The organism is Trinickia sp. NRRL B-1857 (assembly GCF_050470685.1).
Taxonomy (GTDB): domain Bacteria; phylum Pseudomonadota; class Gammaproteobacteria; order Burkholderiales; family Burkholderiaceae; genus Trinickia.
Genome location: NZ_JBFLUK010000001.1, coordinates 3,595,622 through 3,618,018 on the forward strand (window position 1 = coordinate 3,595,622; position 22,397 = coordinate 3,618,018).

Annotated in this window: 20 protein-coding genes and 1 tRNA gene; 11 read left to right on the plus strand and 10 right to left on the minus strand. The window is 59.3% G+C overall.

Annotation, left to right across the window (positions count from 1 at the left end):
• Positions 1–35 precede the first annotated feature (35 nt).
• From AB1286_RS16030 to AB1286_RS16040, 3 genes are read right to left on the minus strand one after another with little or no spacing between them, the layout of a single operon-like run.
• Positions 36–1,481: a LutB/LldF family L-lactate oxidation iron-sulfur protein gene (locus tag AB1286_RS16030; RefSeq protein WP_430364190.1), complete on the minus strand. Its 1,446-nt coding sequence runs from the start codon at positions 1,479–1,481 to the stop codon at positions 36–38.
• Positions 1,478–2,203, minus strand: coding sequence for a LutC/YkgG family protein (locus AB1286_RS16035; RefSeq protein ID WP_430364191.1), 726 nt, complete (start codon positions 2,201–2,203; stop codon positions 1,478–1,480). Before AB1286_RS16035 ends, AB1286_RS16030 begins: the two co-directional genes overlap by 4 nt.
• A gap of 2 nt (positions 2,204–2,205) precedes the next feature.
• Complete coding sequence (locus AB1286_RS16040; protein ID WP_430364192.1) at positions 2,206–3,096, minus strand: (Fe-S)-binding protein; 891 nt, start codon at positions 3,094–3,096, stop codon at positions 2,206–2,208.
• Between the two features lie 130 nt (positions 3,097–3,226).
• Here AB1286_RS16040 and AB1286_RS16045 point away from each other — a divergent pair, with 130 nt between their 5' ends.
• A complete protein-coding gene (locus tag AB1286_RS16045) occupies positions 3,227–3,946 on the plus strand; it encodes a FadR/GntR family transcriptional regulator (protein ID WP_430364193.1) in 720 nt (239 codons plus the stop codon).
• Here AB1286_RS16045 and AB1286_RS16050 read toward each other — a convergent pair.
• Positions 3,939–5,150: a multidrug effflux MFS transporter gene (locus AB1286_RS16050; RefSeq protein ID WP_430364194.1), complete on the minus strand. Its 1,212-nt coding sequence runs from the start codon at positions 5,148–5,150 to the stop codon at positions 3,939–3,941. The genes AB1286_RS16045 and AB1286_RS16050 overlap by 8 nt on opposite strands.
• Positions 5,151–5,274: 124 nt before the next feature.
• On the opposite strand from AB1286_RS16050, the gene AB1286_RS16055 reads away from it, so the two are divergent.
• Positions 5,275–6,189, plus strand: coding sequence for a LysR substrate-binding domain-containing protein (locus AB1286_RS16055; protein ID WP_430364195.1), 915 nt, complete (start codon positions 5,275–5,277; stop codon positions 6,187–6,189).
• Here the strand turns inward: AB1286_RS16055 and AB1286_RS16060 are convergent.
• Both AB1286_RS16060 and AB1286_RS16065 read right to left on the minus strand, forming a co-directional pair.
• The gene (locus tag AB1286_RS16060) at positions 6,179–6,472 is read right to left on the minus strand and encodes a response regulator transcription factor (RefSeq protein WP_430364196.1); all 294 of its coding nucleotides are present in this window, start codon (positions 6,470–6,472) and stop codon (positions 6,179–6,181) included. The genes AB1286_RS16055 and AB1286_RS16060 overlap by 11 nt on opposite strands.
• 177 nt (positions 6,473–6,649) lie before the next feature.
• Positions 6,650–8,905 carry a multicopper oxidase family protein gene (locus AB1286_RS16065; protein WP_430364197.1) on the minus strand — a complete coding sequence of 752 codons (2,256 nt, stop codon included), beginning with the start codon at positions 8,903–8,905 and terminating at the stop codon, positions 6,650–6,652.
• 274 nt (positions 8,906–9,179) lie between these two features.
• On the opposite strand from AB1286_RS16065, the gene AB1286_RS16070 reads away from it, so the two are divergent.
• Positions 9,180–9,317 carry a hypothetical protein gene (locus AB1286_RS16070; RefSeq protein WP_430364198.1) on the plus strand — a complete coding sequence of 46 codons (138 nt, stop codon included), beginning with the start codon at positions 9,180–9,182 and terminating at the stop codon, positions 9,315–9,317.
• Positions 9,318–9,449: 132 nt separating this feature from the next.
• On the opposite strand, the gene AB1286_RS16075 is transcribed toward AB1286_RS16070, so the two are convergent.
• Positions 9,450–9,671 (minus strand): hypothetical protein, encoded by a 222-nt coding sequence (locus tag AB1286_RS16075; protein ID WP_430364199.1) that lies wholly within the window; start codon positions 9,669–9,671, stop codon positions 9,450–9,452.
• A gap of 153 nt (positions 9,672–9,824) precedes the next feature.
• The gene (locus AB1286_RS16080) at positions 9,825–10,022 is read right to left on the minus strand and encodes a hypothetical protein (protein WP_430364200.1); all 198 of its coding nucleotides are present in this window, start codon (positions 10,020–10,022) and stop codon (positions 9,825–9,827) included.
• Between the two features lie 119 nt (positions 10,023–10,141).
• On the opposite strand from AB1286_RS16080, the gene tssF (AB1286_RS16085) reads away from it, so the two are divergent.
• The 8 genes from tssF (AB1286_RS16085) (at position 10,142) to AB1286_RS16120 (ending at position 21,152) form a co-directional block, all read left to right on the plus strand.
• The gene (tssF, locus tag AB1286_RS16085) at positions 10,142–11,986 is read left to right on the plus strand and encodes a type VI secretion system baseplate subunit TssF (protein WP_430364201.1); all 1,845 of its coding nucleotides are present in this window, start codon (positions 10,142–10,144) and stop codon (positions 11,984–11,986) included.
• A gap of 19 nt (positions 11,987–12,005) precedes the next feature.
• The gene (tssF, locus tag AB1286_RS16090; protein ID WP_430364202.1) at positions 12,006–13,838 is read left to right on the plus strand and encodes a type VI secretion system baseplate subunit TssF; all 1,833 of its coding nucleotides are present in this window, start codon (positions 12,006–12,008) and stop codon (positions 13,836–13,838) included.
• Between the two features lie 213 nt (positions 13,839–14,051).
• Complete coding sequence (locus AB1286_RS16095) at positions 14,052–16,469, plus strand: type VI secretion system Vgr family protein (protein WP_430364203.1); 2,418 nt, start codon at positions 14,052–14,054, stop codon at positions 16,467–16,469.
• A gap of 16 nt (positions 16,470–16,485) precedes the next feature.
• Positions 16,486–18,672 carry a M23 family metallopeptidase gene (locus AB1286_RS16100; protein WP_430364204.1) on the plus strand — a complete coding sequence of 729 codons (2,187 nt, stop codon included), beginning with the start codon at positions 16,486–16,488 and terminating at the stop codon, positions 18,670–18,672.
• Positions 18,672–19,241, plus strand: coding sequence for a hypothetical protein (locus AB1286_RS16105; protein WP_430364205.1), 570 nt, complete (start codon positions 18,672–18,674; stop codon positions 19,239–19,241). Before AB1286_RS16100 ends, AB1286_RS16105 begins: the two co-directional genes overlap by 1 nt.
• A 66-nt stretch (positions 19,242–19,307) precedes the next feature.
• Positions 19,308–19,583, plus strand: a complete 276-nt coding sequence (locus AB1286_RS16110; RefSeq protein ID WP_430365088.1) for a PAAR domain-containing protein — start codon at positions 19,308–19,310, stop codon at positions 19,581–19,583.
• 191 nt (positions 19,584–19,774) lie between these two features.
• Positions 19,775–20,305 carry a hypothetical protein gene (locus tag AB1286_RS16115; RefSeq protein WP_430364206.1) on the plus strand — a complete coding sequence of 177 codons (531 nt, stop codon included), beginning with the start codon at positions 19,775–19,777 and terminating at the stop codon, positions 20,303–20,305.
• Positions 20,306–20,645: 340 nt separating this feature from the next.
• Entirely contained in the window at positions 20,646–21,152 is a 507-nt protein-coding gene (locus tag AB1286_RS16120) for a hypothetical protein (protein ID WP_430364207.1), read from the plus strand.
• 340 nt (positions 21,153–21,492) lie between these two features.
• On the opposite strand, the gene AB1286_RS16125 is transcribed toward AB1286_RS16120, so the two are convergent.
• A tRNA-Lys gene (locus AB1286_RS16125) sits at positions 21,493–21,568 on the minus strand.
• 71 nt (positions 21,569–21,639) lie between these two features.
• Positions 21,640–22,389: a tol-pal system protein YbgF gene (gene ybgF / locus AB1286_RS16130; protein WP_430364208.1), complete on the minus strand. Its 750-nt coding sequence runs from the start codon at positions 22,387–22,389 to the stop codon at positions 21,640–21,642.
• Positions 22,390–22,397: the final 8 nt, after the last annotated feature.

The window sequence follows — 22,397 nt, forward strand, 5'->3', positions numbered from 1 at the left end:
TCAGCCTGCTTGCGGACGTTGCCCGCGCGGGTCGTTTATTCGGGTTGGCCGCGTTCGCGCAGCATGTCGGCCAAGCTGCGCGGGGCGGGTTTGAGCGGCGTTCGGTGGTCGGTCCATCCCATCTGCCGCGAGGGGGCGAATGCGGCGAGCCGGGTCGCTGCCCAACGAAAGACGCGATAAGCGCGCGGATGAGCGAATGCGCCGCGCCAGAACCGCCAGACGATATGCTCGCGGCGCGTGTAGTTCGCGCCTTGGCCACGCAGCGGATGTTCCACCGCATCGTCGGGTGCGCGATTCGCTTCGGTGCGCAGGCGGATCAGCAATTGCGGGATCGGGATGCGCACGGGACAGACTTCTCCGCAAGCGCCGCATAGCGACGAAGCGGTCGGTAGATCGGCCGTCGCGTCGAGACCGAGCAGGTGCGGCGAGATGATCTTGCCGATCGGACCGGGATAGGTCGTGCCGTAGGCGTGGCCGCCGATGCGCGTATAGACGGGGCAGTGATTCATACATGCGCCGCAGCGGATGCATTGCAGCGTCGCGCGCAACTCTTCGTCCGCGTAGGCCTGCGTGCGCCCATTGTCGAGCAGCACCACGTGCATCTCGCGCGGTCCGTCGAGCTCGCCCGCGCGGCGCGGCCCGGAGATGAGATTGAAGTAAGTGGTGATCGCTTGGCCGGTCGCCGAGCGCGTGAGCAGGCTCGCGAGCGGCACGATGTGTTCCAGCTTGGCCACCACTTTCTCGATGCCGACGATCGCGATGTGGACGTCGGGCACCGAAGTCGAAAGCCGGCCGTTGCCTTCGTTTTCGACGAGCCATAGCGTGCCGGTGTCCGCTGCCGCGAAGTTCGCACCGGATAGGCCGATGTCGGCGTCGACGAACGCATGGCGCAGCGCGCGCCGCCCCGTTTGAATCAGCGCGTCGACGTCTTCCGTGTACTCGGCATCGTCGATGTGCGCTTCGAACAAGCGCGCGATGTCCCGCTTCGTTTTGTGAATAGCGGGCATGACGATATGCGAGGGCTTTTCATCCGCCAATTGGACGATGAATTCGCCGAGGTCGGACTCGGTGCAGGTCACGCCGTGCTCGGCCAGAAAATGATTGAGCTCGATCTCCTCGCTCGCCATCGACTTGCCTTTGATGATGCGCTTCGCCTCGTGCGTTTGCGCGATCTTCAAGATGATGGCATTCGCTTCATCGGCCGTCGCAGCCCAATGGACATGCGCACCCGCCGCGACGAGGTTCTCTTCGAGCTGCGTCAGCAACTCGGGCAGACGCGCGAGCGCGTCTTGGCGAATCGCTTGCCCGAGGTCGCGTAACGCCTCGCGTTCATCGGTATCGGGAAACTGCGCGGTGCGCTTGTCTTGCAAGAACGTCATCGCGCCGCGAAAGCTCGCGCGCAGCGCTTGATCGTCGAGCGCGGCGCGCGCGCGCGTTTTGAAGTCGTTCGTCGGAACGAAATGAAGCGGCTGGGTGCTCATCGACGCTGCTCCGTCGGCGTGGCCGTGCTGGTCTTGCCTTCGTCCGTCACGATCACGACCCACAACCTGCGCGGGCCATGCGCACCGTAGGCGAGCGTTTGCTGGATGTCGGATGTCTTCGACGGCCCGGAGACGAGTGCAAGGTTCGTTGGCATACCTTCGCGCCAGCGCTCCGCGCGGGCGGCTTCGTGCAAGTCGCGGTGCAGCGTGTCGGCATGCACGAGCGCGATGTGTAGCGGCGGCGCGAGCGACATCGTACGCGGCGAGCCGCGGTCGGGTTCGATGACGAGCGTGCCCGTGGCCGCGATACCGGAGCGCGCCACGGTGAATCCTGCTTCGACCGTATCGAAGAGTTCGCGCTTCCAGGTTTCGATCGGCTGTGCGAATGGGAGCGGCTCCACGGTGTCGGGCAGGGCAGCGGCCAGCGCGGCGCCTTCGGCCCGCTGCGTATCGAGCAACAATCGGCTTACGCCGGCATCGGCGATGCGGCGGGCCATCTCGGCGACCCATGTCGCCGCACTCGCTCGCCAGACTTCGGCGTGCGCGGCGATGAGCGCTCGCTCGAAGGCATCGATGCGTTGCTCGTGCGTCGCCTCGGCCAGCGGGCGCCAAGTCGCGTAATGGAGGTCGATGCGGTGATCCATTGAGGCCGTGTCGAGCGTCGGTGCGCGGGCGCCGGCGGCTCGCAGTTTTCCTAGGATGCGTTCGCGAGAGGTGAGCATGCTTAGCAGCCCTCCGTCTTCAAGGCCGCGAGCGCGGTCACCGGTTCGGCGCCGTGCGACGCGCGCTTTGCCGCTTGAGCCTTGGCGTCGTACGCAGGCCGTGCGTCTGCGCCTGTGCGCCGCCAGAGGAAGCTGGCCAGATGCTCGACCGCGAGCGGCGCACCCTCGTGCTCGGCGGCATGACCGATGTTGAGCATGCAGCCGCAGTCCGCCGTCACGAGTCGTTCGCACCCCGTGGCGCATGCCGAAGCGACTTTGTCGCGCACCATAGCGCCGGAGATGTCGGGATGCTTGAGCGAGAAGGTGCCGCCGAAGCCGCAGCATTCCGCTTCGCGCTCGTGTTCGACTCGCGTGACGCCCGGGAGCGCGTCGATTAGCGCGACGCCGTGTTCGCGCGTGCCCATCTCGCGGCGCGCGGCGCACGACGTGTGCAAGACCACGCGTTCCGTTTCTTTCTGCCCGCTGTGCAAGGCCGCGTCGACCGCATCGGTGAAATCGACCTCGAGCACGTGGACGAGAAATTCGGCGAGTTCGAAGACGCGCTCGGCCAGTTGCCGTGCCTTCGCTTCGTCCGCGCTATCGCCTTTGAACAGTTGCGGCCAGTGATGCCGCATCATCCCTGCGCAGGACCCCGAAGGAACGACGATGGGCCAGGGTTCGCGAAACAGATCCAGTTGGGCGCGCGCCACGGCGCGGGCGTGCTCGGGATTGCCGCTGCTGTACGCGGGTTGACCGCAGCAGCTTTGGGCTTTCGGAAAGTGCACGGTCAGCCCTTCTCGTTCGAGCAGGCGAACGGCGTCGAGTCCCGCTTGCGGAACGAACAGGTCGACGAGGCAGGTGGCGAACAGATATACATCCGTGGGCCGACGGGGCGGGTAGTGCCGATTCGGCATGTCTCTCTCCAAAGCCGTTTTTCGACGACGGCATTGGGCGCATAATTGCCGCAATCGCGAGTGGCCACAAATTGGTTGGACCAGCGCGATGGATCGGCCGCCTGACGGCGGTCGATCCAAGGAGAGACGGATGAAGCAGACCATGGGGGACCGATCGCGCGTGCAGGCCACGATGCGCGAATTGGAGACGTCGTTGCTCGACGGAACGTTCGCGGCGGGCGCGCGCCTGCCGGCCGAGCGTGTCCTGGCCGAGCGCTACGGCGTCTCGCGCAACACGGTTCGCGAGGCCATTCAGCGGTTGGCCGCGCGTGGGCTCGTGCATAGCCGGCCGGGGGCGGGCGTCTACGTGACCGACCGGTTGCGCACCGGCGTGGCGTCGCCCTGGGGCGAGCTCGTGGCCGACCATCCGGCGCTGCGCGACGACATCTTGGAGTTTCGCCGAGTATTGGAAGGGGCGACAGCCTACTTCGCGGCGATGCGGGCGACCAAAGACGAGATCAAAACGATCGAGGCGCTGATGCGCGCCCTCGAGAAGGCTCGGCGCGACGACGATAAGGCGGGCGAAGCGCAGGCCGATGCGAAGCTGCACGAGGCGATCGCGAAAGCTTCGCACAACGCCATGTTTCTGCATCTGCACGCCGGTGTGCTCAGCGTACTGCGCGAGCATATCGCGATCAACGGAACGGGCCTGCGCGAACAGGGCGAGGACGCGTCCGAGCTACTGCTCTTGCAGCATCGCACGCTGTGCGACGCGATCTGCGCGCGTCGCCCGGAGGAGGCGCGCACGGCGATGCAGACTCACATCGACTTCGTGCGCGGCAAGGTAAACGAACGCGGGCGGGTTAGCTGACCGTCGCGCGCAGATTGGTCCAACCACGTGAGCGCAGCAAGACCGGAAACGCCACGCATCCGATCGCCGCGACGACCGTGACGAATGCCGCGAGCGCCGCGACGGTACCGGGCAGGGCTGCGACGAGGTAGATGGCGAGCGAGCCCGCGATCATGTGCAGCGCGCCCATGAGCCCGGATGCGGCGCCGGCGCTGTCGGGAAAGCTCGTGACGCCGCCGGCGAACGATAGCGGGAGGATGAAGCCGTTCGCGAGCGTGACGACCGAGATCGCGAGAATCATCGGCAACGGCGTGGCCGGCGCGAAACTGGCGCCGATCAAGCATGCCGCGCCGACGGCGAGAATGGCGAGCCCCACGCCGATGAGCCGATCGATGCCGTAGGTTTTCGCGAAATGGCGCGACGTCAAATTGCCGACGATATAGGTCACCGACAAGCTCATGTAGCAATAGCTGATCGTCTTCGTCGACAGGCCCATGCCGACCAGCAGCACGGGCGAGGCCGCGAGATAGCCGAGATACACCGCGTAGCCCACGCATAGATTGAGTGCGTACGACCAGAACCGCGGCTGGACCAACAGCATCGGATAGCTGCGGAAGGTGCGTGCGATATTGCTATGACGATTCGCCTTGGGCACCGTCTCCGGGATATAGAGCGCCAGCAGCACGGCGGCGGCAATGCCGAGCGCGGCCGTGAACATAAACGGCGCGCGCCAAGAAACGTAGGTCGTAATGTAGCCACCGATGAGCGGCGAGAGCGCCGGTGAGGCGCCGACGATCGGCATGATCGTCGTGAACGTGTGGGCGGCTTTCTTCGCATCGAAGATGTCGCTGACGATCGCGCGGCCGATGACCATCCCCGCGCCCGCGCCGAGCGCCTGAACGATTCGCGCAAGTCCGAATGTCGTGACGTTCGGTGCCAGCGCGCAGCCCACCGACGCGGCTGCATAGAGCAGCATTCCGCCGATGACCAGACGGCGCCGGCCGTAGGCGTCGGAGAGCGGACCGTAGAGCGCCTGGGCGAGCGCGAGTCCAATGATGTAGACGCTGAACGTGTGTTGCAGCGCCGAGATCGGCGTGCCGAACGCTCGTGCGGCGAGCGGCATGCCGGGCAAATTGATATCGGACGCGACGAGTCCGCTCGCGCTTAGCAACACGAGCGTGACGAGCAGCACCCCTTGGGGGATGGCGCGGCGAGGCGGGTTCATGACGGTCGTTTCCATGGGTCTTGTGTGGACATCGCGGGAATCACAAGACCGAAGCTTAGCGACTGGATATAATGCCGTCCAAGACTTAATAGATCATAGTTGATGCGAAAAAGGACATAACCACATGGAACTTCAACAATTGAGGTACTTCGTGGCGGTGGCCGAAACGGAGCACGTGGCGCGGGCCGCCGAGCGGCTGCATATTTCGCAGTCGCCGTTGTCACGTCAGATCCGGCAGCTCGAAGATCATCTCGGTCTGCAACTTTTCGAACGCATCAAGCAGCGTGTGCGGCTGACGCCGGCAGGACGTGATTTCCTCGAACAAGCGCGGGATTTGTTGAGCCGCGCGGAGCGTGTCGAAGAACGCGCGCGACAGATCGGGAAGGGCGAAGCGTGTTCGTTGTCGGTGGGCTATTGCGAGGGGATCATCCACAACGGGCGGCTCCCGGCAGCGCTACGTCATTTCCGGGCGGCGCATCCGCGGGTCAATCTGAAGCTGGCGGCGATGCGCTCCGGCGAGCAGATCGAGGCGCTCGAACGCTCGCTGATCGATGTCGCTTTCGTCTACAACTTGCCCAAGCCGACCGAATCGCTGACGAGCCGTTTGCTGACCAGCGAGCCGTTCGTGCTTGCGCTCGCAGACGATCACCCGCTGGCGGCAATGGATGCGATCGCCCCGAGCGATCTGGACGGCATGCCGTGGATCGCGCTGCCCAAAGCCATCAATCCCGCTGCGCGCGAGCGCTTTCTGGCGGCGTGCGCGGCATCGGGCTTCACGCCCGATATTCAATTCGAAGTGGCGCACGTTTCGACGACGCTCGGCCTCGTCAGCGCGCGGCTCGGCGCGGCGGTCATGCAATCGAGCATGCAGCGGATGAGCCCGCCCGGCGTAGTGTTCAAGCGCATCGATTGGCTGCCGCTCACCGTGGATATTCACCTGCTTTGGCGTGCGCACGCGCAAACCGCAGGGCTACGTCATTTCATGCGCGCGATCGAAGAAACGAAGGACGCCGGCACGCTGGACGCGATCAGCGCTTGACCAAGTTGTGCGAGTAGGCGAGGGCGACCACGTGGCTGCGGCTGGACGCTTTCAGCTTCTCGCGAATGTTGGCGACGTGGAATTTGACCGTCCGCTCGCTAATGTCGAGGATCGCGCCGATCTCCCAGTTCGTCTTGCCTTCCTTCAGCCAATCCAAGACTGCGAATTCGCGGTCGGTCAAGGGCGCGAACGTCACCGACGGTTCGCAGCAAGACCCCGCTTCGAGTGCGATGTCGCGCGCGGGATGCAGGCGTTCGCCGAATTGCTCGTCGGAATTGTTCATCGGATTCTCCACTTCCTCGCGCCGCGGGACGCTCTCGGCCTATGCGGCTGGGCTCGGCTAGGCATATGAGCGACAGCATATAGCGACGGGACCTGCGAATACCATCGGCCAAATCACATGCAGGATATGTGCGATTCACGATGCCGCTCGACGACATGGGCGGCTTGAGCGGCGCCTTCACTTCGCCGCGATCGCCTGCGCGTTGCCGACACCGCATATCGGCGCGGTGAAGGCAAGCTGGGCGGAGCGTTGCTTGCCGTAGCGCAGCGTGTCGACGAAAGCGTCGACGTCCGCTTTGGCGCGCACAAGCGGCGCCGTCAGGTGCGAGATAAGCGCCGTCGTGGGCGAAACGATCGCGACGTTCGCCATCATGCCGGCGTCTTCGTGATCGAGCACATGGCAGTGCATGACGAATTCGCCTGTGAAATCCTGGTACTGCGTACGCATGACGATCGTATAGCCCGGTTTGATGAATATCGTATCGAGAAAGACGCCGCGCAGCGTGCAGTACTCCGGGTCGCCGGTGCCGCGCTCCGCCGCCGTGCAATTGCCGCTCGAATCGTAGATCGAGACGCCGTGCGTATTGAGCACGTCGACGATCTCGAACGGATTCACGTGGATGTGGAACACGTGCGCGCCGTTGCCGCCCGCCGTGATGCGCCATTCGTCCGTCGTGCCCAGCACCGCCGTGTAGTCGATCCGCGCCGGATCGTACAACTGCGCGTTCATGACGAATTGAGGTTTGCCGTTCGCGACGGCGACGTTCATCAGCATCGGCACTTGTTTGTTGATCGGACCGGCGAGCGGCTGCTCCGGTGCGTACACATGCGTGTCGAGCGTACGGAGATTGGCGAGAACGTCGGCCGGCAGATCGCCGTTCGCGTCGACGAGCGAATTGCGCACGTATTGCCAGTACTTCGAATGGCCGACGCCGTCGGGCGTGTAGTCGGGCACGTTGCTGCCGGCGCCCACGCGCACGAAGGCCAGCAACCGGCGATCCTTGACCTTGTCTGCGCCCGATTGATAGGCGATCGTCGACGCGGCGTCCGCGGCTTCGTCGAGCACGCAATACAAGCCCGGCTGCGGAAAGGCGACGAGCACGTCGCGGCGATAGCCGGGATTCAGCGTATCGACGTCTTCTTCGATCATGCTGCTGCGGGTCAAGCCGTCGTCGGCGATCTCGACTTGCTTCACCACTTCGCCGCCGCAGAGTTGATCGAGCGTCGTCGCGGTTTGCGCGCGGGTATGCGGGCCGGCCAAGAGCGCACGCGCGGCCCGTGCGGCGCTATCGATGGCGGTCGTGCTTGCCGCGGCATTGCTTGGGCCGCCCACCACCGCCAGGTTCGCTTGTACGATTTTCAAGTTGATCGTATCCCGATCGCCGCCGTGCACGAGGCGCCAGCGCTGAATTTGTCCCGCCGGCAAGAACGTGGTGGCAGTCGGAAACATGGGCTGCACGACACCGTTGATCTGCGTGTAGCGCCCTGAGATCGCCCAGGTCGAATTCTTTTGACCCGTATGCCCCGGGCGCGGATCGGCCACGAAGTTCAACTGGTTCGTGTAGTTGCGTAGCTCGCCGACGCTGCCCGACGGACAGACCCAAGCGAACGTCACCGGATCGGCGAGTGGCGCAGTGGCTTGCGCATCGGCGAAGCAGCCGTATTCGATTTGCTGGAACAGGAAGACGTGCTCGGGGAATGGCGTGCCCGAACGATCGTGCAGGATCGTGTCGATGTCGGCGACGCCGCCGTTCGCCGCGCGATTGGCCGCCGTCCGCCGACCGCGAACGATGAGTACGCCTTCCATGCCGCTCGCGACGTCGATCGCTGTCGAGCCGTGATGGTGAGAGTGATACCAGAACGTCCCGGCCGGGTGATTGGCCGGAATGGGATAGGCGTAATTGGCGGAGTTGCCCGGCCCGATGCTCATGAATACGTTGTCGGCATTGCCCGATGGCGAGACGTGCATCCCATGCAGATGCAAGTTCACCGTGTTAAAGCAGTGCGGACTATCGTGGGGTGCGTTGGGCGGGCACGTCGTGGCCGATTCGGCCGGCAACGTATTGTTGAGTTGTACTTTCAGCGTTTGTCCGGGATAGACGTTGATCGTCGGTCCCGTGGGGCAGCCGTTGTAGGCGCGGACGTTGACTTGATCGTAGGCGTCCGTTGCGGGGTTATAGATGGTGTAAGCCGAGTAGCCGGCGGTCAGGGTGATGGGATTCGATCCGTAGGCGACGTAGCCGGGGCCGCTGCAATTCGCCGGCGCGTCGAACGGCCGGGCACCTTTGGCGAGCGGCTGCGCGACGGTTGCGCGGGGAGCGGAATCCAGATCGACGAACGAGCGAGCCGAGCTTGGCGCGGCTGTTGCGAGTGCGCAAACGGATAGCGACGCGCAAGCCGCCACCGCGGCAAGCAACCGAGTGAACCACCGCATAAATAACTCCGCGTAGCGATCGATATAGTGGGATTTATTGCAAATGTGACGTAAGCGCGGCGGCGAGTTGCTTGGAACTCGACCGATAGCACACGAAAAAGGCTAGCAATTGCTTAGCTTAAAAAAAATTCAGCGCCAAAAAGGAATGCTTATTGTCCGAAAACCGCTTTTTTTATTTGCGAATGCCCTGCGGTGACGGCCATTAAAGCCGGGCCTGGCGGCGTATTCGTAGGTGTCGTCAGGCTGAAAAATAATTCATTAACGGAGCGGCCAGATGATACCGACTTCGAGTAGCAATAGCGTGGGTGTGTCACATTTCGATGCCGACCGCTACGATGTGGGCGCGGCCATCGTCGGTCTCGTTCATCCGAAGGCATCCGATTCGAGCGATAGCCCGATCATTCGGCGGTAATAGCCCGTACGAAGCTGCCGGAAAAGGACAAGGGCAACCGTGCGCAATGCACGGTTGCCCTTTGAGTTGGATTCTCGGTTTGCGCGGGTGGAAACAGAAAACCTTGCCACCTGGCGGGTTCGTCGACGCGATTCAGCGAAGAAAGAGCTTCGCGAAGGTGAGCGTAATGGCGACCAGCCCGGCGCCCTCGATCATGGGCAGCCACCGCGTTTGCCGGTTCAACTTACATGACTCGGCGGCAAGCTTCAGCATTTCGGCGGAGAGCTTGAAGGTTTCTGCTTCGAGTTTGCGGCTGTCGGCGCGGAGCCTCTCGATTTCAGCGTCGATTTTTTGACTTTCGATCGTGCTTTCCATATTCGTCCTTTTGGAATGAGGGCGTGCGCGGCGATACGACCTAGACTTCAGGTCTAGCGCGATCGCTACGAGAATCAAGGCGTTCGTGAGCTGGCCCGTTCGCTTCGGCAGTGTGATATGCGGAGGAACGGAACCGGTGTGCTGGGCGATTTTTCAGACGAAGTACTGCGCGGCCGTGCCGCGAAAGCGGGGCGAGCCCATCGACCAAGGCAGGCTGGGCATCACCGATTTGACGGCCGCTTGGGTCTTATGGGTGGCATTAAGTTGCGCATGGCGTTGGGATACCGAGGCGACCGCGAATTCGCCGAGGACACCCTTCGAGTCGTCTTCGAAGCTGATGTGGTAGCTCATCTCTCCCAATATCTCGGAATATTCCGGCGTTCAGGACAGGCGCTGCGACGGAAAATGAACCGATCGACGATCGTCGGATTCAGCCGGCGTCTGCCGTCGTGCCAGACTCCGAGAGATAGATGGACGAGTTGCTGCCGTACTACGAGCGCGAACTAAGGTTTTTGCGCCGCCATTCCGAAGACTTCGCGCAGCGTTACCCAAAAATCGCGGGAGGACTGCTGCCGGAGGGCGAGCATATCGACGATCCTCATCTCGAGCAGGTGATCCAGTCGATCGCGCTGCTGGATGCGCGCATCGCCAAGAAGCTCAAGGACGGCTATCCGCACAGCGTCGAGACGTTGTTCGACACCTTATATCCGCACTATCTGCGGCCCTTTCCCGCGTGCTCGGTTGCTCAGTTTTCGATCGATCCGGCAGGCGGCGAACAGCGGGTCCATACCTTCGTGCGGGGCACGGAATTGATCAGCCGATCGATCGACGGCGTCCATTGCCGATTCAGAACTGCGTACGATGTCACGCTCGCACCGATCGCGATCAGGGAAGCGCGCTACCTACCGGCGGCGGCCGCACCCGCACCCGTCGTTCTACCCGTGAGCGCAGCAGGGATCGTATCGATCACATTCGAGTCGACGGCGCCGCAGGTCGATTTGCGCTCGCTCGACCTGCGTATGGTCCGCGTGCATTTGAACGGCGAGTCGTCATTCACTGCGGCGCTGGCCGACGGTTTTTTCATACATGCGCTGACAAGCTATGTGGAGGCCGAAGGGGATGGCCACTGGAAGCCGCTGCGGGCGGTGCCCATTAGGCAAGCCGGCTTCGGTGAGAGCGATGCGCTGCTCGACTATCCTTTACGATCGCACCCGGCTTACCAGCCGCTGAGCGAATATTTCGGATTCCCGGAAAAATTCGATTTTGCCGACATCGATCTCGGTGCGACGCTCGATACGGTGGGTCCGTGCCGACGCGCCACGCTCCATCTGGTTTTGAAGGAGGGCTGCGGCAAGCCGTATGCGGGACGGCTGTTGGAGTCGTTGTCGAGTGCACATTTCAGGCTTTTTTCCACGCCGATCGTCAACCTGTTCAGCCGGAGAGGCGAACCGATTCGCATCACGCACGAGGAGGTCATGTATCCCGTCGTGGCGGACGCGAGTCACGCATCTGCGTACGACATCTACTCGATCGATTCGGTCGAGCTCGTACGGCAAACGCGGGAGCAAAGCCAGGTCATCGAGTTACGGCCGCTTCACTCGCAGCGTTATGGCGACGACCAGCGGGCGCGGTGCTATTGGTTCGCACACCGCAATGATGCGGCGGCGTCGATGAGCCCCGGTTACGAAACGGAAATTTCGGTAATCGACGCCGATTTCGACCCGACGGTCGCGCAGACGGATACGTTGAGTCTGAAGCTGACCTGCACGAACCGTGATCTCCCATCGCGACTGGCGATGGGGCTGCAAGGCGGCGATCTGTTTATGGAGGACGATGTCGAGGGGGGAGCGGTGCCGGTCATCGCCATGCTGCGTCGGCCGACGCAAACACTACGGTTCGCGTTCGACGACGATCTGCAATTGCGGCTGGCCTCGCACATGGCGCTCGGCTACCTTTCGCTCGCGGAGATGCATCTCGCGGGACTCAAGACGATGTTGGTGCTGTATGACATACGCCGCTCGGTGGTGTCATCGCGTCATATCGAAGGGATCGTCGATGTCGAGTCGCACGAGTCCGTGTTGGAGTTGTCCGGCAATCCGTTTCCGACAGCCGTACGAGGCATCGAGATACGTCTGATCATCGATGAACGCCACTTCGTTGGGTCCGGTATCGCGACATTCGCGGGTGCGATCGATACGTTTCTTGGGTATTACGTGCTTCTCAACAGCTTCGTGCGGTTGGTCGTCGTGTCCAAGCATACGGGAGAAGAGATCATGCGATGCAAGCCGCACAGCAGCGACTCGGTGCTCGGATAACGAGAGGAAGCCTTGACCGATGACCATAGACTACGATGATCTCGACGACGACGTGCTGCGCCACTGCTATGAACAGGAGCTTGAGACGCTGCGCCGCGACATGCGCGCCTTTGCTGAGCGGAACCCGCAAGCGACTGCGCGCCTATCGATTAACGGCGATGGGCGCTCGGATGATCCGGGCGTCGAGCGTCTCGTGCAATCGACGGCGTTGTTGAACGCCCGCCACCGCGCGAAGATCGACGACGATTATCCGGAATTGTCCGTGGCGATCATCCAGCGGTCGTATCCGCAGTATCTGCGGCCCTTTCCGTCGTCTTCGATTGCCCAGTTCGATCCGGGAAGCATGTTCAACAGTTCGACCGAGCCTGTTCGGTTCGCGCGCGGTACGCCGTTGGAGACGTCCGTGGGCCAGTTCCCTTTTCGAACTGCATATGACGTCGTGCTTGCGCCACTGCGAATCGCGCAAGCGCAGTACTTCCGCACGCCAACAATCCCGACCAGTGTGACGGTGCCGCACGATGTCAGCGGCATGCTGTCCGTGAGCTTTCGTTCGGCCAAGATCGGCGGGCACCTCGATGCTGCAACCGTTGCTACGCTTCGCGTCTATCTCATGGGCGAGCCGGCGATGGTGGCCGCACTCACCGATACGATGTTGCTGCGTGCGACGAGTGCTTACGTGGAAAACGGCGACGGGCATTGGATACGCCTTTCGGACATTCCGCTCAAACCGGTGGGCTGGGGGCTGCGTGATTGGCTTGTTACGGATCACGAGGAACCCGGTCAGGCATTCGGGCAGCTAGGGGAGTACTTCGCGTTCCCGCAACGTTTTCATTTCGTCGACATCGATCTCGAATCGTTATGCGCGGCGGCTCCTGGCGACCGCCTCACACTGCATCTTCTTGTAACGGGCACGACATCGAGTTCGCGAATGGCCGAGCAGCTCACGCACTTCTGTGCGGATCATCTGAGGCTGTTTTGCACGCCGGTCGTGAATTTATTCCGCAAGGAAGGCGTGTCGCTCAAGTGCGACCGGAAGAGTAGTGCGTGGCCGATCTCGATCGAAAGTAAGAACGACGCACCCGCCGAGGTCTGGGCGGTTGAGCGAGTCTGCACGGACAAGGGCGAGGGGCTTTTGTCATCGGACGCGCTGATGGCGGGTCACGCGAGCAAAGCACACCCTAGGTGGACCTTCGTCCACCTTCCGCGTCCCACGCCATCTGCTCCCACCCAGGCATCGGTGCTGCGCCTAGCCAGTGCAGACGGCCCGGTCGAATCAAAGGGCGTTTCTGAGGCCTTGCTGGTCGATCTGACGTGCTCCAATGGGGATCTGCCTCGTTCAATTCCTATTGGTGCTCGCAACGGGGACATGCGGATGCAAGGCAACGCACAAACGGCCAAAAAGATCTCGCTGCTGCATGCTCCGACGTCCGTCGCTCGGCTTGCTCGCAAAAACGGAGCGCTATGGCGGCTCATCGGCCAGCAGGCAACGCACGCCATGAACCTGAATCAGTTCGGACTGCCGGCCCTCAAACAGGTCCTCCAGCAATTTGCCGAGCTCTCGCCGCAAAAGGCGCGACACATCGACGGGATCAGGGGCCTTCGCCATCGGCCGGTCATGGCGTTGATGGCGAGAGGCCCGCAGCCGGCGATGGAACGTGGGATCGAAGTCACCTTAGAAATCGACGATCAGTCCTTCGTGGCGCACAGTGTGGCAGTGTTTGCCGGTGTGATGGCACGTTACTTCGCACCTTATGCGACGGCTAACAGCTTTGTGCAATTGGTTGTGGCCTCGACGAGCGGCGCAATCCTCTGTCGGTGTGAACCGAGACGAGGGGCTGGTCCGCGCTTATGAGGATCTAGATCTTGAATCGATGACGATTGCCGATATCCACAAAGAGTCGACAATTTTTTAGAAAACGTCAATCAGTCCGAGTTTCGCTCAATCCCATGAGGGTGTGTAAATTCACCCAATAAAATCACCCGATTTCGAATATTGGCGTATCTGCCAGGCTTGCCAATGAATATCAAGTTGTCTGTTCAGGATTTACGTAAGCTCGCTGCGGGGATGCAGAATAATCGACTACTGGCTTTGTCGTTCCCACGGGGCGATACGCCGTACAAGGTCCTGCTCGCGAACCGCTTCGAAGGCGAGGAATACCTTTCGCGCGATTTTCGATTTGTTGTCGAGATCTTGTCCGATAATGCCAAGCTCGACCCAAGGGATTTCGTCGACAAGCAAATTTCGGTGCAGTTGCTACGGAACGACGGAAGCTTTCGATATTTCAATGGTTATATATTTTCCTTTCGGCTGGTTAAGACCGATGGCGGAGTCGCTTCTTATGAAGCCGAAATGGGCCCGTGGGTTCGCTATCTGACGCTACGCAAGAACAACCGGCTCTTCGCGGATCAGGCTATCCATAGCCAGAGCGCCGATATTTTCGGCGACTATGGCGCGTTGGCGGTGTGGGATTGGAAGGTTCGCGAACGCGACCCTGCGATGCCGATGGCCTGCCAGTTCGACGAGCACGACCACAACTACGTTCATCGCCGCTGGGAGCATCGCGGCTTTTGCTATTGGTACGAACACACGGCCAGGGAGCACAAGCTGATCGTGTCCGATCCGACACGCGACGAGCCGGCGATCGATGGTCCCACGCCCAAGATTCCGTACCAGGACGAGACAGGCTCCGAGGAAGCGGACGGCATTCGGTCGTGGTCGCTCATTCACGAGAGCACCTCTACGCATATTGCGGAGTCTCGCACCGACTTCAAACACTTCGGCCTGAACGCGCGTAGCGGCGGCTTCGTTGATTCGCGGACGGATGCGTGGAAGGGCAGTGGCAAGCAAAAACTCGAGATGTACCGGTACGCGGGCTCGTTCGGCCATCAAAACACGGAGGACGGCCAGAAGCTCACCGATGTCCAAGTGGAAGCGATCGAGGCGACCGCGCGACGATGGGAGGCAGAGGGCAATAACCGATTCGTGATGCCGGGTCGATGGTTTCAGTTGACCGATTACTTCGGCCATTCGATCAGCGACGACAAGTACGACGACGAATACCTTATTACCTGCGCGTATCACCTTGCGACGAACAACTATCTCCAGGGTGTCGGCGTGCCGGCAACCTACAGCAACCGATTCAGGTGCGTGCATCTACGGACGCCCTGGCGGCCTGCGCGTGGGTACAACAGCATCGACACGCGCATATTGGCGCCTCAGACGGCGAGGGTCGTCGGGCCGGAGGGCGAGAGTCTTTACACGGACGAGTACGGCCGTGTCTTGGTGCAGTTTCATTGGGACCGGGAAGGTAACCATACGACCTGGGTCCGCGTGTCGAGCGGATGGGCGGGAGGCAATCAAGGCATGACCGCGCTCCCTCGGATCGGCTCCGAGGTGATCGTCATGTGGTTGGATGGGAATCCCGACCACCCCATCGTTACGGGCAGGCTCTTTGGGCGTGACAATATGTCGGCGTGGCGGTTGCCGCACCAGCGAGCGCTGACTGGCATCCGCAGCCGCGAATTAGTTGGAGATCAGGGCAATCAGGACGTCGGGCGCAGCAATCATCTCATCCTGGACGATACGGCGAACTCGATTCAGACCCAACTGCGTAGCGACCATGCTGTCAGTCAGTTATCGCTCGGGAGTATTACCCGCATCGACGATTGGCAAGGTCGGCTAGATGCGCGAGGGGAGGGATTCGAGTTACGCACCGATGCGGTGGGGGCGATTCGCTCGGGAAAAGGCATGTTGGTTAGTACCGAGATTCGGCCGACAGGCAAATCGCACATCGCGGACGTGAGTGAACCGGCATCGCGTCTCGTGCAAGCGCAGCGGCAGCACGAGGAGCTCGGCAAACTGGCTCAGCAGCATCGGGCGCAGGATAGCGGAGGCGATCAAATAGGCGTAGCCGACGCGTTGCGGATTCAGGTCGACAGTATTAGTGGACGCCCGGGTGTTCGCGGCGATAGTTCGTTTCCCGAACTGAACGAACCGCATCTATTACTCGCCGCAGCGAGCGGCCTGCAAGCAACCACGCCTGCGACAGTACACATCAGTGGCGAGCAGCACATTGCGCTCACGGCGGGCCGAAGCCTGTCGATTACCGCGAGGAAATCGCTGCTGGCCAGTGTGCTCGACAAAATCAGTCTATTCGCCCAAAACCTGGGAATCAAACTGTTCGCAGCCAAGGGCGCCGTCGAACTCCAGGCGCAAAGCGGCGAGATGGCGCTCATGGCGCTCAAGGACATTTCAATTTCGAGCACCGACGGACGAGTCGTCATCACCGCTGCGAAGGAAGTCTGGATCGGCGCGGGCGGCTCATATGTGCAGATAAACGGCAGTGGGATCACTAACGGCTCATCGGGGCCGATCGTCGAGAAAACCCCGAAATGGAGCAAGCAGGGAGCCGACGCGCAGGTGCCCAGTTTCCCGCCGTTCGGATCGGGCACGCCGACCGACGATTACTCGCATTCACTTTAATCCTTGCAAGCGTTCTATGATCATCAGCCCTCCCTTTCTTGTAGCGGCGCAGCCTCAGCAGAACGATGTGATGTCGACTGCGGATGTAGGCAATTCGGTTGTGCCCGATGGCGACGTATGTGCGACGAACATGCTCGAATGTTCGCCCGGCAACGGCGCTTATCCGATCAGCTTCAACCTTGGCTGGCATGGGGGAGCGCATTTGATCGCGCCGACCGACGGCAACCAGCCGGCTCCCGTGCGAGCGATTGCGGACGGCAAGGTCGTACATGTGCGCGCCACGGATACGACCAAGAATCCGGCGCTTCAATACCGCGGCGTACGCACCGATGATGGCTGTGTGGTGATTCGGCACGATACGGAAATTGGCGAAGGCGACAACGCGAAGATCACCTTCTATTCGGTGTACATGCATCTGCAAACCGTCATGCCAACGCTGGCCGTGGGGAAAAAGATCTATCGCAAGGACATCTTGGGCACTCCCGGCCAGATCTATGGACAGTTTCCCCAGATCCACTTCGAGATCGTGTGCGACGAAGCGAATCTGAAGAAGATCATCGGCCGCGAGCCCGGGCCGGTTGGGCAAACCGGGAGGACCGATGCGGTCTATGGGGACATCTGGTTCTTCGTGCCCAAGGGAGCCAAGCTTTTCGCCAACGAGCCCCATCCTTATCGTGATGACGATAGCGCTCCGGCTGTTGGGGGGCTCCACGCACAGTCTTCCATCGTAGGGACCGGAACCAGTTGCGATCTGGTGTTTCGTATGCATTACGACAAAGACTGCACGTTTGCGGCCTATGTTCAGGACGCAGCCGGAAATTGGTCGGCTTCTGGAGCAATGGCGACGGAAAGGGACGCGGAATACAACTTATACAAACGCGCTAGCGACCTGCAAAGCCGCTATAACGACGGCAGTCTCGCGGGCGTTACCGGGATAATCGCACCATCGCCAAGCGCGATCTTCGAAATGATCCGCTTCGGCCGCTGCGTTGTTGACCAGATTCCGAATGGCGCGAGCTTCTACCATTGGAGAAAGGTCAATACGCCCGATGGTGAGGGGTGGGTCAACCTGTCTTTGGCCGCTGTACGGATTTATAGCGATGCTGATTTTCCTGAGTGGGCTGGCTGGAGCTTCATTAAGGATGACCCGACTCCTGACAGTCTGTGCGACTCGCCCACGGTAAAGCAATGGCTTGATGTCAATCACTCGGGGCATGTCACGCATGCCGACGCCATAGAGTCATTGAGAAATGATGTTGTCAAGCGGCGTCTCGCGTATGCCGTCTGCAAATTCCCGAGCGAATGGAGCAGAATTGGACGATTCGACCGGTACATGTGGTTGAAGAGCCCGCACGAAGCTTTGAGCAGTCCACTGTCCAATGAGGATTTCCTAACGTTGATGGAGCACGCGCGCGTCCTGGGCTTTTGGGAGGATATTGTCGATGTCGACTTGCCACCAGCTAACCAGTGCTGGCATTTTCCTGTCACTGGATTCATAAAACAAATGAGAAATTGTCGTTGGCTCTCCTTCGACGAGCTGGAGCTGATTTATCCGAATACATATTTCGAGAAATCCGATGGGAAGTTGCATCAGGCTGATAATGCGCTGTCAGATGATGTGCGCAATCGATATGGCGTAATTCTGAATCGACTTATGGAAAAGCATTCAATTACTAGAAATCCAAATCGAATGTCTCATTTCTTAGGGCAGGGGGCGCAAGAGTCGAGAACGCTCGCGTGGATGAATGAGAATAGAAGCGAGGCTTCCTGCAATTCTCTTTATGCTCGATCAAATGGAAATGATCTTCCTGGGGATGGGTACAAATTCCGAGGAAGAGGTATGAAACAGTTAACGGGAAAATATAACTACGTCGAGTATTGGGTCTATAGGGGATGGCTGGCGAGAAGCTCTTTCACCCCATTCTGGTGGAGTCGTTCGCATCCGATCAGGCCAAATATACCGAAGCCGGATATCCTCTTAACCGTTCCTTACAACACGATAGATGCCGGGGCGTGGTATTGGGAGGCTAGTCCGAATCGAGGTTTGCCGCATCTTAGGAGTACGATAAATATTGACGCAGACTACGGCGTGAATGAGGAGGTTGTTAAAGGAGTTACCAGGGCAATCAATGGTGGACTTCATGGGGAAGAGAATCGGATCTATCATACCTTGCGACTTTATAAGTTGTTGGGAGATGATTGATGTACAAAATTAATCGAGTTTTTTTGGATTTTATGTTCGTCGCCATTTGCGTGAACTGCGGGGAGAGCAGTGCTCAGGGGGCTTGCAAAGCGTTCTCCGATGAATACGTGTTATTTTATTATCCGGAAAATAGGTATTCGAAGGTGCAATTTGGAGGGGTAACTGAAGAAGGGTTTTATGCCTACTACTTGAAAGTGAAGGGTTCAGATGCAGAGGATATCCTAACTGTTTGCAAGGCGAGCCTTGATCACTGCGGTTTGGATACTGGTTCAGTCAAACCTTATTGGTATAGCGATGATGGATCCTTGATGCTGTTTAGCGCGACAACGACTGTGAAGAAAAAGGAGGTCGGTTCTGGTAAGGTTGCATACGAGGCTTTTCCTGCATGCCCGGCAACTGACAGTGAGGGACCGTCAGCCTATGGTGGCGATTGCTATGAATTGGTTGAGGCGGGGCGCAATGAGACGTTATCTATCACTTATTGGATTGGGCCAAAATCACTTCATCGATCGAAAGAAAATGCCGTCAAACGTGCGACGGTAATTTTAAAATCAGTTGTGGTGAAGTAAATTTTGTGTACTTGTAGGTATTTTAAGGTAATCATTAATTTGAAAAGGATCTTCAGATTTTCATCGGTGAGTAAAGCATCTGTCTGCCACGGTGATCCGACCACCACGGGTGGGGAGGTCATTGCAACTGCATCAACTATGTTTGATGGTGACCGGCGTATAGCGCTCGATCAAGAAATGGCTACGTGTCGTAATTGCCCCGGTGAGCACCCAATCCAAGGGACCGGCACGGACATGGAAGTGGACGGGAGAGCCAGTGTGCTAGACAATGATCCCGTACAGTGTGCATGCGGCGAAAATTACGTCAGAGCCGGCTCGGATGCTGGATGCTCGGCCAGCTGACGTTCTATGATTATCGATACCCCCTTCCTTTTCTGCGGTACAGCCACAGCAGAACGATGTGATGGCGACTGCGGACACCGGCAATTCAGTTATGCATATGGCGATGTATGCACATCAAATATGCTTGAGTGCGCCCCAGCAACAGGGCCTATCCGGTCAGCTTCAACTTTGGCTGGCATAGGGGCGCACATTTGATCGCGCTGACCGACGGCAACCAATCAGCTCCCGTACGTGCGATTGCGAATGGCAAGGCCATGCATGTGTGCGCAATTTGTTTCATCGCGTTGATGGCATTGATCGTGATGTCATCTTCGGTTCATGCTGCGGATGATGCGATTGAAATAGATCGTATCCCAGAAATTAAAGACGCCTCGCCGCGACTGATAAGGGCACTTCGCTCTTTGCACGAGCGCGTTAAGTCTGATGCGAAACGATGCATAGAAAATGTGGAAGGTATGGATAGCTCGGGGAGCTATATGGCGTCGATAGAGAAAACTATCGAAACAAAAGAAATTTTTTCTTTGCGGGTTTCCGGTGCGATGATTTGCGATAGCGTACATTCCTCTAGTTATCATTACGCCGTCGTATTTGAAAAGAAGGCCGGGGTGCGAATCGATCTGAATCGAGTTTGCGACATTGTTACGCGTCCGGGTGATCAATTATTTTTTCGAGGGAGCTTCTTGAATTTGCTAAGAAAACTTATGCTTAAAAAGCATAAATAATGCATCGTGTCGTGAGGGTGTGGAGTTGTTGGCGGGATTAATTGATTTTCCGTTGACCTTCTCGCCTAGGTCAGATGGGGCGCTTGTTCTGTATTATGCGGTGCCGGATATATCTGTGGGATGTTTCCCTGCATTGATTTTAACTGCGCGGGACATTGTGTTATATCGAAATGATAGGAGGGAAAAAATGTATGGTTTGCCGTGAAAAATATTAATTTGTTGCGCCAGATTCTGAGAGGTAGATTGACGAGTTGCCGGCATACTGCGAGAGTTGTTTTTGCCGCCGGACGGGTATAAACCAATGGAATGATTGCTCGTCCTAGCGTGGGATCGAATTTAGATGATAAAAAGTAGCTTCGGTGTGGCAACTATGCTCGCATCCTGTGTTGGATGGGCGATGCCGCCGAGCGAGAACCTGATCAGAAGTTGCCTTCGGGCGCAGTCAATTGTGCAGGCAGTCACCATCCAAAATATTGATGTGAGCGAAGTTTATCAAGAAGATGGCTACGCGGATGGATTCAATGCAAGCTATTTTTTTAAACATAACGGCGTTGATATTGGTTATGCCGAGAGAAAATTAGATCGGGCATTGATTTATCGTGAAAAGCTGTATGGGCTGTATGAGTCCGTGCCTATTGGCGATAACAGAGGGTATAAGCCAGCTGATTTCAGTCCGGCGTTGGCGCAATGGAGTCTGGCCAAGGATGGAAGTCAGCAATATTTGTGTGTTAGCTTTAATTTTGACGGAGTTGGGAGAAGTGGATCATTTCAAAGTGTGGTCGGGGGGTATATTTTGAACGAACAAACAAAAAGCCTGTATTTTGTTGTGCGGGATACTGAGAAGTGATCTGAATTCATCGACAGGTGGGCCGAGTTGTCTTACGTGCAGCCGCAAAGCTTTCCGTAGAAGTGCCGCGCCGGCTGGGATGTTAGCGGCTACTTTCATCGTTCCTGGGGCTGTTTCCCGATCGATTTCGCCGGGCCCGTGCTCTTGCTACCGAACTTGAGGATGCAGGCCAGGCCGAGGCCATGCGTCGCGGAAGATGGGATACCGCCGACATCGAGGCGACCGCGAACAGTGCCAATTGAAGTGGGACACGGCTCGCCGGTGTGTCAACGCTGTCGACACGCCATCGACAGCCGAAAAAGAAAAAGGGGTTGCGCTCACACGCAACCCCTCACTTTCTTGGTAGGCCGTACGTGACTCGAACACGTGACCAACGGATTAAAAGTCCGCTGCTCTACCAACTGAGCTAACGACCCGAAGAGGCGAGATTATAGCGACCCTTGAAAAGCTCGTCAACGCCGAGCTTCAAGATGTCCTCGACCGATCTCTACTTCGTCTGCGCAAGCTTTTGTTGCGCGGTCTGCGCAACGTCCGACCCGCTGTACTGCGAAACGATCTGCTGCAACGTCTTGCGAGCGGCCGCCTTCTGGCCTTGCTCGAGCTGGTTGTTCGCGATCGCCAGCAGCGCCTCGGGTGCGCGCGGATGCTGCGGATAGTTCTTTACGATGCCTTGCCAAATCGCCGTCGAGCCCTTGTAGTCGTGCAACGCATACAGCGCGTTGCCCAGCCAGTACTGCGCCGTCGGCTGGTAGGGACTCTGCGGATACTTGGCGACGAAGCTGCGGAATGCCGCCGCCGCGCCTTTGAAATCGCCGCTTCGAAACTGCTGCGATGCCGCGTTGAACGCATCCGTTTCACCGGGCTGCACCGTGCCTTGGACCCCGTCCACCGTCTCCGACTGCGGCTCGAGCTTCTTCAGCCGCCCATCCAGATCGGTGTAGTAGTCCTTTTGCTGCTTCTGCAAGGTGGAGACCTGGTTCGCCAGATCCTCGTTTTGTCCGCGCAGCGTCGCAATCTGCTGATTGAGCTGATCGAGGCGCCCCTGTTGATCGATCAAGGAGCGCTGCGCCGCCGACAATTGACTCGTGAGGTTGTCCGTCTTCGCTCGCAAGTCGAGGATGGCCTGTCGTGCCTGGTCGTCATCGAACAGACCGGCGTGCGCCTGCCCCGCGACGAGCGCCGAGGCGGCCACGCATACGGCTGCGGTACCGCGCAGCCAGGAGAAACGGTGCGTCATACGCGTTG

Excerpts from the sequence above, each read along its gene's own strand:
- AB1286_RS16030 (WP_430364190.1), bottom strand. The coding sequence starts at position 1,481 with ATGAGCACCCAGCCGCTTCATTTCGTTCCGACGAACGACTTCAAAACG.
- AB1286_RS16035 (WP_430364191.1), bottom strand. The coding sequence starts at position 2,203 with ATGCTCACCTCTCGCGAACGCATCCTAGGAAAACTGCGAGCCGCCGGC.
- AB1286_RS16040 (WP_430364192.1), bottom strand. The coding sequence starts at position 3,096 with ATGCCGAATCGGCACTACCCGCCCCGTCGGCCCACGGATGTATATCTG.
- AB1286_RS16045 (WP_430364193.1), top strand. The coding sequence starts at position 3,227 with ATGAAGCAGACCATGGGGGACCGATCGCGCGTGCAGGCCACGATGCGC.
- AB1286_RS16050 (WP_430364194.1), bottom strand. The coding sequence starts at position 5,150 with ATGAACCCGCCTCGCCGCGCCATCCCCCAAGGGGTGCTGCTCGTCACG.
- AB1286_RS16055 (WP_430364195.1), top strand. The coding sequence starts at position 5,275 with ATGGAACTTCAACAATTGAGGTACTTCGTGGCGGTGGCCGAAACGGAG.
- AB1286_RS16060 (WP_430364196.1), bottom strand. The coding sequence starts at position 6,472 with ATGAACAATTCCGACGAGCAATTCGGCGAACGCCTGCATCCCGCGCGC.
- AB1286_RS16065 (WP_430364197.1), bottom strand. The coding sequence starts at position 8,905 with ATGCGGTGGTTCACTCGGTTGCTTGCCGCGGTGGCGGCTTGCGCGTCG.
- AB1286_RS16070 (WP_430364198.1), top strand. The coding sequence starts at position 9,180 with ATGATACCGACTTCGAGTAGCAATAGCGTGGGTGTGTCACATTTCGAT.
- AB1286_RS16075 (WP_430364199.1), bottom strand. The coding sequence starts at position 9,671 with ATGGAAAGCACGATCGAAAGTCAAAAAATCGACGCTGAAATCGAGAGG.
- AB1286_RS16080 (WP_430364200.1), bottom strand. The coding sequence starts at position 10,022 with ATGAGCTACCACATCAGCTTCGAAGACGACTCGAAGGGTGTCCTCGGC.
- tssF (WP_430364201.1), top strand. The coding sequence starts at position 10,142 with ATGGACGAGTTGCTGCCGTACTACGAGCGCGAACTAAGGTTTTTGCGC.
- tssF (WP_430364202.1), top strand. The coding sequence starts at position 12,006 with ATGACCATAGACTACGATGATCTCGACGACGACGTGCTGCGCCACTGC.
- AB1286_RS16095 (WP_430364203.1), top strand. The coding sequence starts at position 14,052 with ATGCAGAATAATCGACTACTGGCTTTGTCGTTCCCACGGGGCGATACG.
- AB1286_RS16100 (WP_430364204.1), top strand. The coding sequence starts at position 16,486 with ATGATCATCAGCCCTCCCTTTCTTGTAGCGGCGCAGCCTCAGCAGAAC.
- AB1286_RS16105 (WP_430364205.1), top strand. The coding sequence starts at position 18,672 with ATGTACAAAATTAATCGAGTTTTTTTGGATTTTATGTTCGTCGCCATT.
- AB1286_RS16120 (WP_430364207.1), top strand. The coding sequence starts at position 20,646 with ATGATAAAAAGTAGCTTCGGTGTGGCAACTATGCTCGCATCCTGTGTT.
- ybgF (WP_430364208.1), bottom strand. The coding sequence starts at position 22,389 with ATGACGCACCGTTTCTCCTGGCTGCGCGGTACCGCAGCCGTATGCGTG.